The organism is Alteromonas sp. ABH4_454 (assembly GCF_056311775.1).
In genome coordinates, this window is sequence record NZ_CM149972.1 from 3,229,533 (window position 1) to 3,242,578 (window position 13,046).

Annotated in this window: 11 protein-coding genes; 6 read left to right on the top strand and 5 right to left on the bottom strand. The window is 44.1% G+C overall.

Annotated elements, in window-relative coordinates:
- Window positions 1-3: 3 nt before the first annotated feature.
- Genes ACYX4W_RS14185 through ACYX4W_RS14195 form a run of 3 tightly spaced genes read left to right on the top strand, consistent with a single transcriptional unit; the run spans window position 4 to window position 1,376 of the window.
- The gene (locus ACYX4W_RS14185; protein ID WP_476073595.1) at window positions 4-381 is read left to right on the top strand and encodes a DUF3703 domain-containing protein; all 378 of its coding nucleotides are present in this window, start codon (window positions 4-6) and stop codon (window positions 379-381) included.
- Window positions 371-1,162, top strand: a complete 792-nt coding sequence (locus tag ACYX4W_RS14190; protein WP_476073596.1) for a PhzF family phenazine biosynthesis protein — start codon at window positions 371-373, stop codon at window positions 1,160-1,162. The genes ACYX4W_RS14185 and ACYX4W_RS14190 overlap by 11 nt, the downstream gene beginning before the upstream one ends.
- 37 nt (window positions 1,163-1,199) lie before the next feature.
- Complete coding sequence (locus ACYX4W_RS14195; protein WP_476073597.1) at window positions 1,200-1,376, top strand: DUF4177 domain-containing protein; 177 nt, start codon at window positions 1,200-1,202, stop codon at window positions 1,374-1,376.
- 146 nt (window positions 1,377-1,522) lie between these two features.
- Here ACYX4W_RS14195 and ggt read toward each other — a convergent pair whose 3' ends face one another.
- A complete protein-coding gene (gene ggt / locus ACYX4W_RS14200; protein WP_476073598.1) occupies window positions 1,523-3,280 on the bottom strand; it encodes a gamma-glutamyltransferase in 1,758 nt (585 codons plus the stop codon).
- Between the two features lie 14 nt (window positions 3,281-3,294).
- Entirely contained in the window at window positions 3,295-4,059 is a 765-nt protein-coding gene (locus ACYX4W_RS14205; RefSeq protein ID WP_476073599.1) for an enoyl-CoA hydratase, read from the bottom strand.
- 112 nt (window positions 4,060-4,171) lie between these two features.
- On the opposite strand from ACYX4W_RS14205, the gene rrtA reads away from it, so the two are divergent.
- Complete coding sequence (gene rrtA / locus ACYX4W_RS14210) at window positions 4,172-4,756, top strand: rhombosortase (protein ID WP_476073600.1); 585 nt, start codon at window positions 4,172-4,174, stop codon at window positions 4,754-4,756.
- Between the two features lie 208 nt (window positions 4,757-4,964).
- Here rrtA and ACYX4W_RS14215 read toward each other — a convergent pair whose 3' ends face one another.
- On the bottom strand, window positions 4,965-7,460 hold the full coding sequence (locus ACYX4W_RS14215) for a S9 family peptidase (RefSeq protein WP_476073601.1): 2,496 nt from the start codon (window positions 7,458-7,460) through the stop codon (window positions 4,965-4,967).
- Window positions 7,461-7,639: 179 nt separating this feature from the next.
- Between ACYX4W_RS14215 and ACYX4W_RS14220 the strand changes: the two genes are divergently transcribed.
- The gene (locus ACYX4W_RS14220) at window positions 7,640-8,194 is read left to right on the top strand and encodes a glutathione peroxidase (RefSeq protein WP_476073602.1); all 555 of its coding nucleotides are present in this window, start codon (window positions 7,640-7,642) and stop codon (window positions 8,192-8,194) included.
- 167 nt (window positions 8,195-8,361) lie between these two features.
- On the opposite strand, the gene ACYX4W_RS14225 is transcribed toward ACYX4W_RS14220, so the two are convergent.
- On the bottom strand, window positions 8,362-8,964 hold the full coding sequence (locus ACYX4W_RS14225; protein WP_476073603.1) for an FMN-dependent NADH-azoreductase: 603 nt from the start codon (window positions 8,962-8,964) through the stop codon (window positions 8,362-8,364).
- A gap of 239 nt (window positions 8,965-9,203) precedes the next feature.
- Between ACYX4W_RS14225 and ACYX4W_RS14230 the strand changes: the two genes are divergently transcribed.
- Entirely contained in the window at window positions 9,204-11,669 is a 2,466-nt protein-coding gene (locus ACYX4W_RS14230; protein WP_476073604.1) for a CHRD domain-containing protein, read from the top strand.
- A 107-nt stretch (window positions 11,670-11,776) separates the two neighbouring features.
- Here ACYX4W_RS14230 and ACYX4W_RS14235 read toward each other — a convergent pair whose 3' ends face one another.
- On the bottom strand, window positions 11,777-13,018 hold the full coding sequence (locus ACYX4W_RS14235; protein WP_476073605.1) for a cystathionine gamma-synthase family protein: 1,242 nt from the start codon (window positions 13,016-13,018) through the stop codon (window positions 11,777-11,779).
- Between the last annotated feature and the right edge of the window lie 28 nt (window positions 13,019-13,046).

The following is a 13,046-nucleotide window of genomic DNA, read 5'->3' on the forward strand; positions in this document are numbered from 1 at the left end:
ACCATGTTCAAAGCAAAAGGCTTTACGCGCAATATTCGCCCATATGTAGAAGCTGAAATAGCGCTAGCTCATAAAAAGCAAAACCAAAACAGCCAACAGTGTGCTTTTTCACACTTAGAAAATGCACACGTTCTTGGTCAAACCTCTACAAGGCTACACGTTAAAGTACACGTTCAAATGCTTTTATGGGCAGTGAAACAAGGTAGTTTACACGAGTTTTTTGGTCAGCTTTTCAGAATAACTGGCGCAGCCACGAAAACTATTTTTGGGCTAGTACCTCATGGAAATACAGGCGGGGCTAACGTTAGCCCATTTAAGGCAATGCCAATCAAACCAAACTTAAATACGATCATAAAAAAAGCGCATTCGAATGAAAATTAAAATTAACGTTGTCGATGCATTTACCAATGTAAGGTTTAAGGGCAATCCTGCTGCTGTAGTTATAACGGGTAAATGGCTTAGCGAAGAAAAAATGCAAGAAATCGCTGCTGAAAATAACCTTTCAGAAACCGCATTTTTGGTAGAAGACGACAACGGTGTATTTGCTATACGCTGGTTCTCTCCCATAACGGAAATCGACTTTTGTGGTCACGCAACGCTGGCATCCGCGTTCGTAATCTTTAGCGAAAATTACCAACTACCGCACATTTTTCTATTCGCCAAATCGGTGGGTATGATGAAAGTCGTTAAGAAAGACGACGGATTCATTCAAATGGACTTCCCTAATAGAATGCCTAGCCCAGTCAGCGACGTACCTGAAGCGTTATTACAAGGGCTTTCCATCAAGCCCAAAAATGTTTTAAAAAATGACCAAGCTTATTTTGCTGTTTATTCCGACGAAGACGACGTTTTAAGTGTAATTCAAGACAGCGAGCAGCTTAAAACACTTGCGCCCTATGATGTGGTAGTGACAGCACCGGGTACGCAATTTGACTTTGTATCCCGTTATTTCTGGCCTGCGAACGGCGGTGATGAAGATCCGGTTACCGGTTCAATCCACACTGGGCTGGCGCCCTATTGGGCAAAAGTGTTTGGACGTTCAAAACTTATGGCTTATCAAGCATCTAAACGAGGTGGTACAGTGAAGTGTGAAGTAGCAGGTGATCGCGTGCTTATTTCTGGCCAAGCAGTGTCTTACCTTGAAGGTTATATTACTATTTAATAATTTAAAGAATAAAGCTGTAGAAGGAACTATATAAATGCAAAAAGTCGTTGAATTTAAAACTCGTAACTTTTGGTCTAGCCAACTCAATTTAGACACCCTTAACGAAGAAATTAAAAAGTACAACAATCAGGGCTGGCGTGTTATTCAAGTAACACCTGCGGCGTCGTTCTCCGCAAATATTCGTTCAGTATTGCTCCTTCTTGAAAAATAGAATAGTTGAAAGTAAAAACTAGAAAGAGCCGACCATTCCATTTACATTTCCTGGCGCAAACAAAAAAGCGGAAGATATTTAATCTTCCGCTTTCACTCACTCAACAACATACTGCTGTATCTTGTTCTATCTACGCAAACTCAGCGTTAGCGCCCTACTGCAATGCCTTCCCTACGAGGGTCTGCACCGCCAATTAGTTTGCCTGACTTAAACTGAATTCCGTGAAGACCACTGTTTAGATCCACTACTTTAACCTTGTGGCCAAGCGCTTTTAATGGCTCTTCAAGTTCAGCTATTGGTGTGCCTTTCTCTAACGCCGTATAGTCGTTTCGATTAGTAATTTTAGGAAGATTGATGGCCTGCTGAATATCCAAGCCAAAGTCTAAAACTCCAATTAGGGTTTGAGCGACGTAGCTTACAATTCTAGAGCCGCCCGGCGAGCCGACAACAACTTCTAGGTTCCCTTCTTTGTCGAAGACCATTGTAGGGCTCATCGCGCTTCTAGGGCGTTTACCAGGCTCTACGCGGTTGGGTACAGGAAAGCGGTTTTTAGTCGGCGAAAATGAAAAGTCGGTAAGCTGGTTGTTAAGCAAGAAGCCTTCTACCATAATTCCAGAACCAAACATAAACTCTATGCTAGTGGTCATTGATACTGCATTGCCTTCTTTGTCTACGATAGAGACGTGAGAGGTATTGGGCAGTTCCATTGAAGTACCAAGTGCAACATTCGCATCGGCATACGGGTTACCAGCGCGCTTACGGCGCCACTCTTTATCAACAGCAATATTCTCAGCCCGACGTTCAAGATAAGCCGTGTTGATCATGGCTGCAAACGGCAAGTTAGTAAAATCACTATCTGCTATAAACTTCTCACGATCAGCATACGAAAGCGCGCTTGCCTGTGTGTACAAATTCGCAAACTCAACTGAATCCGGCGCATACTGGCTAAGGTCAAAACCTTCTAACATTTTAAGAATTTGATAAACGTTCACACCACCAGAGCTAGGTGGCGCCATACCGCAGATACGCTTTTCGTGATATAGCCCACAAACAGGTTCGCGTTTTACAGGCTCGTAGCTTGCTAAATCTTCTAACGTCATCTGACCTGGGTTGATTTCAGCGCTATTTACCGCTTTTACTATTTTTTCAGCGACATCACCCTTCAATAAATAGTCGCTGCCCTTTTCCGCAATACCTTTTAAAGTCTTGGCGAGCTTTTTGTTTTTCTTAACCGTCCCCTCTTTTAACGGCAGTCCTGCCGGGAAGAAGTAAGTAGAGCTTGCAGGAAAAGTTTTAAGGCCTGGGTGGTAATCTAAGGCCACCAGCTTAGCTAAACGCGGCGACACTTTAAAACCATCTTCAGCTGTTTTAATAGTATCGTCGAATAGCGTATTCCAAGGTAGCTTACCAAACTCACTTTGAGCCATTTCTAATGCTTTTACCGCACCAGGCACGCCTACTGACTTACCGCCAACTACGGCATCTAACCAGCGCATTGGCTTGTTAACTTCAATGAACCAATGAGAATTGACGGCTTTGGGAGCGGTTTCACGTCCGTCGAAGGTGTGAAGTACTTTGTTCTTATTATCCCAATAAAGGATAAAGGCACCACCACCGATGCCTGATGATTGCGGTTCAACGAGAGAAAGCATTGATTGAACAGCCACTGCAGCATCTATCGCACTGCCGCCTTTTTCTAGAATATTCTTCCCCGCCCATGACGCATAGGGGTTTGCTGCCACTACCATATAGTCTTTGGCTTCAAAAGCCTTTTTCTCTATGTAGCCTGTAGCCGCTTCAGGCTCACCAACTTCGCGAGCTTGTTTAGCGTTAGCTCCAAAAATGAAGCAACTAGATAATGCAAGAGTAACTACTGAAGCTCTGAACAAAGCACTGCGTCTCAAAATAATACTTCCTCTTATTTAAATTTTTCGGGGTTAATTGGCCGTTTTTTTAGAAACGCATCAAACGCTTCTTGGGCTGCGGTTGTGCCCAACGCTTCCAAAAATATATCAAACTCTTCGTTCATTTGTTGATTTGTTCGCTCCCCGTCACCTTTTAATAGAGCTTTAGTCTGTCTAAGCGAGAACGAAGGCTTGGCGACAAGTTTGTCTACCGTAGTTTGAACGGTTTGATCCATTTCGTGTGCGTCAACAATTTTTGTCAGAATACCAAATTGATAAGCGTCGGTGGAGGTAAAAGGTTCGCCTAGCATTAACCACTCTGCCGCTTTGATATGACCTGCAACCTTAGGCAAAAGATAACTTGATGCATACTCGGGAACAAGCCCTAAGTTGATGAACGGTAGAACAAATCGGGTATCTGGTGTTGCGTATACAAAATCGCAGTGGAGTAAAAGCGTTGTGCCTATCCCCACCGCCAAGCCATGAACTTGCGCAATAACCGGTATGTTACACGCGGCTAGTGCACGCATAAATGCTGCTGTCTCAGGCACTTGGGCGTGATCTTGTTGCTGCGCAAAGTCGCCAATATCGTTACCTGCGGTAAAACAATCACCAGCACCTTTTATCACCACCACTTTCGTTGAGCCATCGTTCTTAACACCTAATATGGCATTCGCCATTTCTTGGTACATATCGCGTGTTAACGCATTTTTCTTGTCAGTCCGGTTGAGCGTAATGGTTAAGCACTGCTGATTATTTTCGGTAATGATGTAAGACATAATCACTCCTTTACTGTCGTCTTTTTTATTTCGGGTGTACTTCAGTTTTCACCCAGTAGGCAATTTCTGTATCATAGCCAGCAAATTCGAAATTCAAAAATAACTAACACTGATGATGTCACTGCCGTTTTCGCTTAAGTATAGCGCGGGTCCCCTTTTTATCGCGCTATGCTCCGTTGTCGCGTTTTTCTTTGAGCCTATGTCTGGCAATTATTTGGCTTACGACAGGTATGCCATTCAAGGTTTAGAAACTTGGCGCATAGTCAGCGGTAATATCGTGCATACGAATGGCTACCACCTACTTTTAAATTTAGCAGGTCTGACGCTGTTGTGGGCGCTACACGGCGAACATTATCGTATTGCCTTGTACTTAAAAGTTTTCGTGTGGTGCTGCCTGGGGACTAGTGTTGGACTTTACTTATTTTCACCCGATCTTATTTGGTACGCAGGTTTGTCTGGTGCGTTACACGGTATTTTCGCATGGGGCGCCTGTGTTGATATAAAAGAGAAAATGAAGTCGGGTTGGTTATTACTTATTGGCTTAGCTTTGAAAGTAGGATACGAACAAATGGACGGTAGCAGCGAACAAGTCGCAAACCTAATTGACGCAAAAGTTGCCGTAGATGCGCATTTGTTCGGCGCACTTACCGGTATCGCAATCTTTCTACTTATGTTTATTACCGCGAAAAGAAAATAGAAACTCGAGCAATATAGCATCACTCTTATTGCGCACCTTGAGTCGTGAAATAGATAAAATACGCTTTAGTAAGAGAATTACGATATTAAAAAAGGCCCGAATTCGTTGAATTTGGGCCTTTTTAGTAAGCTTTTATCCGTCTTAAATAGCTAACGCGCTGTGAGCAACTCAGTGGCTCTTAATCACTGGGTTGCACTCGCATTTCTGCCTATAAGTTTTCTTCGAATATCTTGTAGATACGGCGGTATTCATCAAGCCAAGAGCTTGGCTGTACGAAACCATGTGGCTCTACCGGATAAATAGCCGTTTCAAAATCTTCTTTCTCAAGCTCGATAAGACGCTGTACTAATCGCACGGTATCGTGGAAAAACACATTGTCATCAACCATAGGCGCATTGATAAGCAAAGGCTTTTCTAGTCCATCGGCAAAATAAATTGGCGAGCTACGCTCAAAAGCGATGGGATCGATATCAGGCGTATTCAGTATGTTTGCCGTATATGGCGTGTTGTAATGCGCCCAATCGGTTACCGGACGAAGCGCTGCACCTGCCGCAAATAGATCTGGGGCAGTAAACATAGACATGAAGGTCAAGAAGCCGCCGTATGAACCGCCGTATGTGCCAATACGCTCACGATCTACATTTGCATTTTCAACAAGCCAGTTAACACCATCACGCAAATCTTGCACTTCAGGCGTACCCATTTGACGGTAAATAGCGGTTCGCCAATCACGTCCGTAGCCAGCACTAGCGCGATAGTCCATATCTAGTACGACATAGCCTTGCTGCACAAGCATGCTGTGGAACATGTATTCTCGGAAGTAACCAGACCACCCCATGTGGACGTTTTGCAAATAGCCCGCACCGTGATTAAACACTACCGCTTTATTTGGTGCCGTCTTGTCGTAATTTTCCGGTAAATATACTCGTGCGTAAATAGGTGCATCGGTATGCGACGATTCAATAGCAACGATGTTAGGCACCGCCCATGGAAGTGCATTAAATTCAGCACTGGTACTTTGCGTTATTTGTTTTGCTGCAGCTGTTTCATCGGCAGGCTTAAAATAAAGCTCTTGTGGCTGATTCACTTTGCTATGGCTTAGTAGCAAGTTTTTACCATCAGGGCTAAGTGAATAGTCGGTCATACCATTCAAATCAGTCATGGTATCGATGGTATTGTCACTTAAATCTGCACGATAAACTTCGTAAAGACCCGGGTGCTCCATGTTAGCTTTAAAATAGATATAATTGTCATCACTAGAAAGGGTTAAATCGTCAACGATAAACCGGCCGCTAGTAAGCGCGACAGGTTTTTCGCCTGGCTTTTGAACATATAAGTGAGAGTAACCTGTATGCTCAGACTGATAGTAAAGCGTTTCGCTATCATTTAACCAATCAAACGCGTTGAAACGGTAGTTTACCCACGCATCGTCATGAAGCCTATGTTGGTTTTCTAGCGTTTTATTCGCTAAGTCGACCGTTGCAATCCAGCGGTCTTTGTTGTCCCACGCTTCTAGCATAACGGCAACAGCGTTACCGTTTTTGTGCCAGCGAATCGAAGGTTTAGTCCAGTACCAGCTTTGCAGCAAGGTAATGTCGCGCGGCAAACGGTTCACTTCATAGGTCTCGCCTTTTGCCTTCGCGTTTTCTGCTTTAACGTCTGCAAGTACATCGTCATTGTAACCAGGCAGATTGAAGTATTTAAGTTCGCTTTTCTCGCCAGTTTTAATATTTAGCAGCCAAAGTGTGTGATTTACCGATTCTGCATCAGCCACACGTTGGCGTACTGGTTTCGCGGCGATACGGCTGTCTTCTTGGATATAATGCGGCATGATGTCGCTGTCATCACGAGTCGGCTTACTTTCCGTGGTGGAGACTACTGCGAAGTTACCCGCAGGTGATACGCTGATTCCCGCTAGTCGATGTGACTTATCAAAGTAAAATGGCGTAGGTGCTACACTGCTGTTTTCTTTGGCCAACGCTTTTTGAGCGTCGTCTTTTTCTTGTCTGTTTTTGCGCTGCAGTTTGATATATTCCACTAGCGACTGTTGCTGCTCGGCAATATAATCTTTAGGCTGCTCAACCGCTTTCGGTTCGTCGCTAAACTCCCAGCTCAATAATTCTTCGCGGGTGCCGTTAGATAGGTCTATAGCAATGAACTTGTTACCGCTTAACGCCATTAAGCGACCATCAGTCATAAATGAAAGCGTTGACAGCGCATTCCCGCCACGCGCGATCCGCACGGTTTCACCGTTAGTAAATTGCACATAAACACTGTCTTCAAATGAATAAGCAATTACACCGTCATTTCTTACTACACGTTCGTCAAAACGGTATTTGTGCAAATCGGACAATGGTGCTTTTACGGCGTTTGCTGGATTAGAAAGTTCTGCAATATAAACATCTGTCAGTGCACTATCTTGTCTTTCCTTTTCAAAAACAATTTTATCGCCATTCACCGACCACCCCATACCTTCAGGTAGCGCGCCCATCCATTGAGGATCTGACATTATTTGCTTTAAAGTAATTTCACCTTTTTGCGCGTTCTTCTGAGACGCTACATCTGGTGTAACGGTTTGCTGAACTATGGCAGCCGGAAGCGATGTAGAGGTTGTTTGACTAGAGGGTTCGTAAGTGGTGCTTGCACATCCGCCCAACGCAAAGGTAATACTAGCCGCGATGAGTAAAGAAGAGTATTTTTTCATTATTTTAAGTCGTTGTTATGTAAAAATCGTTAACATTATACGCAGAGCCATAGCTAAAGCGCTAACGTTCATCGAGTGTGATAGTGAACCAAACGTAAACCATTGCCGTTTATGGTCTTGGAATAAGGTCTGATGATCTTCAACAAAATAACAAAAATTAACTGATGAGGTAAAACACGATGAAAGCAAAAGGTATTGTACCGGCGCTTCTTGCGCTCAGCTTTTTCACATCTGCCAGCTTTGCGAACGAATGCCCTAGCGTACTTAAATTTATGAAACGTAAGCTTAACTCGCAAGAAACGGTAAATTTGTGCAGTGAATATGGGGGAAAGACACTACTTGTCGTTAACACAGCCAGCTATTGCGGTTTCACGCCACAATTTGAAGGATTAGAAGCGCTATACAGCGACTATAAAGATAAGGACTTTGTCGTACTTGGTTTCCCTTCTCACGACTTCAACCAAGAAGACAGCGATGAGGGCAAAACGGCAGAGCTATGTGAATTAACCTATGGCGTGAAGTTTCCGATGTTCGAACCAGTATCGGTAAAAGGTGACGACGCAGATCCTATGTATAGAATGCTTAAAACCGCTACCGGGAAAGCACCCTCTTGGAATTTCAATAAATACTTAATTGATAGCACGGGTAAACAAATCACTCATTACCCAAGCTCAACTAAACCTACTGATCCTGCCTTCATTGCCGATGTAGAAGCACTCATTAAAGGTGAATAGGTATTTAATTATTTATTCTTGTTCATTTGAAAGCATAGCCGTAAAAGCTCTGCGCATAAAAAAGCCCCGCCTAACAGGCGGGGCAATCAAGCACACTCAACTTGGAACACACTTTTAGCTGAAAACATACTTCCTACGTTTTAGCTAACTGCATTAATTTAGTGTGTTTAGTTGTTGGTTAGTTCAATAATTTTTTCACTTGCTTCAGCAAAAGCCTTGTTTGCTTGCTCTTCGCCCATGTTAAGTCCTTCAGCATAAACGAATTTTATATCGCTAATACCTATGAAATTTAAAAAGTGTTTTAAGTATGGCGTCTGTGTATCGAAGTCAGACCCAGCATATACACCACCGCGAGCAGCAAAAACCGTGGCTGATTTATTTTCTAGCAAACCGACAGGACCTGTCTCGGTATACTTAAATGTTATGCCCGCTCGTGCAATACGGTCGAAATAGGCTTTCAAGCTCGATGGAATACCAAAATTGTACATTGGAACTGCCAATACAATTTCATCAGCCGCTTTCACTGCTTCAACAATATCGTCAGAGACTTTTGCCAATGCCTGCTGTGATTCATTTCGCTCAGATGCTTCAGTCATCCACGCCTGCATCTCTTCGCCTGTTAGGTGAGGAAGCGCCAGCGAGGCTACATCAACACGCTTAATATGTACTGAGCCATCACTTTCAATTTTTGAAAGATATTCGTTTGCTATTTTTGAAGAATTACCTTGTTCGCCACTAAGGCTGGAAAATATAGCTAAAACTGTTTTCATGCCGCACTCCAATGTTTGTTATCTCGTTAATACACAACTATGTTAGCGGAATAAGTTTGGATGAAAATCTCAAAAATATGAGGTAATCGTTCTAATTTTCAGAACGAAATTAGGCAAAATGAAACTTTTGTAAATTGATTGAAAACATTACATTACTTTAATGTTGCAAGGAGGTTGATCTTCCCTTATTTGCTTCGCGTAATCGAGTTTGCCACAACACAATTAAGAGGATACAAAAAATGAGAAGGACCAAAGCGCTCCTTGCATGTTCAATCTTACCACTATTTTTGATCGGCTGCTCTGACGATGACGACGATGTCGTACAAGAGCCCACACCCGCCCCAGAATACGCAAACGTTCGAGTTGTTCACGCAGCATCAGACGCACCAATGGTAAACATTACTGCTAATGACGCCATACTCAACGATCTTGAAAGCGTTGATTACCAAGTCGCTTCATCGCGTTTTGAGGTGGAAACAGGTACATACGATATTGGTGTTACAGGTATTCTTCCAGGTGAAAACGCTGAAGTGCTGCAAGCTGACGTAACGTTAGAAGCTGACGTGAACTACGATATTTTTGCCGTCGGTAATGTTGGCGATGAAACATTATCGCTTTTAACTGTGACCAGTATGGAAACCGCAGTTGATGCTGGTAACGCTCAAGTACAGATTGTACATGCAGCGTCTATGGCCCCAACGGTTGATATTTACGTTACAGCACCAGACACAGATATCACTGCCGAGCAGCCGCTTGTTACTGCCGAATTTACCGACGCAACAGATTTGATTCAAGTACCTGCGGGCGATTATCAAATCCGCATTACACCGGCAGGTGATACAACGGTTGTATACGACTCGGGTACGGTTAACTTAGCTGACGGTGCTGATTTGCTTATTGCAGCAACTAATAACGTAGGTACAGGTGACTCACCAGTAACATTATTGGCAGCAGACGGTGACAGCAGTTTCAAAATTTGGGATTCAGAGGCAGGTGCCGAAATTCGCGTAGTACATGGTATTAGCGACGCGCCAGCGGTGGACGTTATTGCCAATAACGAGATTGTGCTAGTAGACGGCATTCAGTTCCCACGCACCACCGATTACCTGTCTGTTGCTGCGGGTGATTACTTAATTGATGTTGTAGCCGATAGTGACAACAGTGTTGTGGCTGTTGACGATGCAGAATTGACACTAGATGTAGGTATGTCTTATACCGCTATCGCGAACAATGTACTAGCAGCACCTGAGCTAGATGTATTAGTGGATATGCCTCGCTCAGTCGCGACAGAAGCTAAAGTGCGCATTGTACATGCTTCACCTTCAGCAGGTAACGTAGACATTTACGTAACTGCAGATGGTGAAATTGATGCGGTTGACCCGGCATTTACCGATATTGCCTATGAGACTGGTGAGCTTGTTGAAACAGGTTACGTAAGCTTGGCGGAAGGTGACTACGTAGTGACGGTTACGCCTACTGGTACCAAGACAGCGGCAATTGAAACAGACGTCTTATCATTAGAAAATGGCGAAATTTACACAGCAATTGCACTAGACGGCGCAATGGAAGGTGATTTACCTCAATTAGCATTACTTGATGGCCTAGCACCACCTCCACCTGCTTTTAACGCTGACATGACTTACAACGTTAATTTAAGTGGCTCACAAGAAGTGCCTGCTGTTGATACCATGTCAACTGCAACAGCAGTCGTTGAGATTGACGAAGACTTGCCTGCATTTAGTGTAAGCGTTGACGTTTCAGGCCTAACTGACGTTACGGGTGTACACGTACACGATGGCGGCATCGGCATGAATGGGCCAGTTGCCTTCCCACTAACTGATGCTGGCAATGGTACGTATGTTTTAGCTGAAACTAATATTTCACCTAGCAACTTAGACGCACTTACCAGCGGTGAGTGGTATTTAAATGTTCACACTACCGCTAACCCTAATGGTGAAGTGCGCGGTCAAATTGTACCCGACACAACTGCGGTAGTAACCTTCTCACTAAGCGGCAGCCAAGAGGTGCCAGCGGTTGACACCATGGCAATGGGGTCTGGCTATGCTCTTTTCGATACCACGGACAACAACGTTTCTCTTGTGGCGGTAACCACTATTGAAAATGCGACTATGGCGCACATTCATACCGGGTTTGCTGGTGAAAATGGTGACGTACTTGTAGGACTTGTGGAAAGTGAAAGCACTGCTGGCGTTTGGATGACAGACGGAAGCATAGCGCTAGATGAAGCTACAGCTACTCAACTACTGGCTGGTGGTCATTATGTGAATGTGCATACAGCAGCCAATACTGGTGGCGAAATTCGAGGTCAGATCACGCCTGACAACATTGAAGTGTACGGCATCATTGCCAACGGCCTACAAGAAGTGCCTGCAGTAACTACTACAGCAAGCGGCGCTGGTGCATTTACTTTGAATACATCAACAGGTGCACTGTCAGGAAGCGTAACTATAACTGGTATGACAGCCAACATGGCTCACATTCATGAGGGTGAAATGGGCGTAAATGGAGATGTTCTAATCGGACTTACTGCCGGTACCAGCGGTATGTGGTCTGTACCAGCTAATACTACGTTAACCAATGAGCAAATGGGCGTGATGGCAGACGGAGGTCTTTACACTAACTTCCACTCAGATGCATTCCCAAGCGGTGAAATTCGTGGACAAATTACGCTAGGTTTTGACTAACAGGGTCCGGTCACACGTATTGCTTTAAGTATATTGAAGGCAATTAGTACAAAATAAAAAAGGGGCGAAAGCCCCTTTTTCTTTACTCGAACTCAGCAAAACATTGCCTAGATCGTGTTTAGCGCTGCTTCAAAATCCGCGATCAGATCCTGAGTGTCTTCAATACCTACCGAAATACGTAGCATGGTATCGGAAATCCCCATAAGTTCACGTTCCTCTGCCGTGTTCTCGAAATAAATAGTAGGTGCTACAGGTAGTGCGAGGGTACGATTATCGCCTAAGTGTGTGGCGCAGATTACCAGCTCCATCTCGTTTAAAAACGCAACAGGGTCAGCACCATCAATTAGATCAAAACTCAAAATTGCACCGTAGCCACCGTTAAGGTATTCCCGTGCCATAAAATGCTGAGGGTGATCGGCAAGACCTGGATAAAACACTTTAGAGACTTTCGGGTGATTATCTAGAAAGGTTGCTAGCTGCATAGCATTGTGTTGGCTTCGAGATAAACGCAAATCTAAGGTTTCCATGCCTAAAGCGATAGCCGTGGCTGATTGAGGTGCCAATGTAGCGCCTAAATCACGAAGGCCTTTCTTTTTGATTTGAGTAATGCCCCACTGTGCTGTATCCGCAACCTGATAAGCAGGCTTGAGGTTGTCAAACTTTGTCCAGTCAAAGTTGCCAGTGTCGACTACTGCGCCGCCTAATACATTGCCGTGACCTGCTATATATTTGGTTAATGAGCAAAACACCAATGATGCCTTAACATCTTTTGCGTAGAAAACAGGTGGCGGCGTCATAGTGTTATCAACCATAAACAGCATGTGCTTTTCTTCACAGAATTGACCAATGGCATGAAGATCAGCAACCTGAGTTACAGGGTTTGCCACGGTTTCCGTGTAGACACCTTTTGTGTTTGGCTGATACGCTTCTTTAACTTGTTGAATGTCGGTTACATCAGTGTAAGTAACCTGCACACCGAAGTCTTTAATTGTTTCGAAAAAGCTTCTTGTGTTGCCGAAAAGGTATTGGCTTACGATTAAATGATCGCCCGCCTTTAACAAGGCAAATAATGAGCTGCTAATGGCCGCCATACCGGTTGAGTAGCATAACGTACCTACACCGCCTTCTAAGTCATTTAGAATATTTTGTAATGCAGCCACCGAAGGCGAAGAAGAACGAGAGTATACGTGAGCTGCGCGCTTGCCTTGAAACGCATCTATGATGCCTTGCGCATCCTTAAACTCAAAAAGAACCGAATTAGATGTGCTGCTGTGAACACCACCATGTTCCGGGGTGTTTAGCATGCGATCAGAATGTACCTGACGGGTTGTGAATCCCAATTTTGTCACGGGTGAAGCTCCGAAAATAGATGTTTGC

Bases quoted from the DNA above. Each gene is read 5' to 3' on its own strand.
- ACYX4W_RS14185 (WP_476073595.1), top strand. From the start codon at position 4: ATGTTCAAAGCAAAAGGCTTTACGCGCAATATTCGCCCATATGTAGAA.
- ACYX4W_RS14190 (WP_476073596.1), top strand. From the start codon at position 371: ATGAAAATTAAAATTAACGTTGTCGATGCATTTACCAATGTAAGGTTT.
- ACYX4W_RS14195 (WP_476073597.1), top strand. From the start codon at position 1,200: ATGCAAAAAGTCGTTGAATTTAAAACTCGTAACTTTTGGTCTAGCCAA.
- ACYX4W_RS14205 (WP_476073599.1), bottom strand. From the start codon at position 4,059: ATGTCTTACATCATTACCGAAAATAATCAGCAGTGCTTAACCATTACG.
- rrtA (WP_476073600.1), top strand. From the start codon at position 4,172: ATGATGTCACTGCCGTTTTCGCTTAAGTATAGCGCGGGTCCCCTTTTT.
- ACYX4W_RS14215 (WP_476073601.1), bottom strand. From the start codon at position 7,460: ATGAAAAAATACTCTTCTTTACTCATCGCGGCTAGTATTACCTTTGCG.
- ACYX4W_RS14220 (WP_476073602.1), top strand. From the start codon at position 7,640: ATGAAAGCAAAAGGTATTGTACCGGCGCTTCTTGCGCTCAGCTTTTTC.
- ACYX4W_RS14225 (WP_476073603.1), bottom strand. From the start codon at position 8,964: ATGAAAACAGTTTTAGCTATATTTTCCAGCCTTAGTGGCGAACAAGGT.
- ACYX4W_RS14230 (WP_476073604.1), top strand. From the start codon at position 9,204: ATGAGAAGGACCAAAGCGCTCCTTGCATGTTCAATCTTACCACTATTT.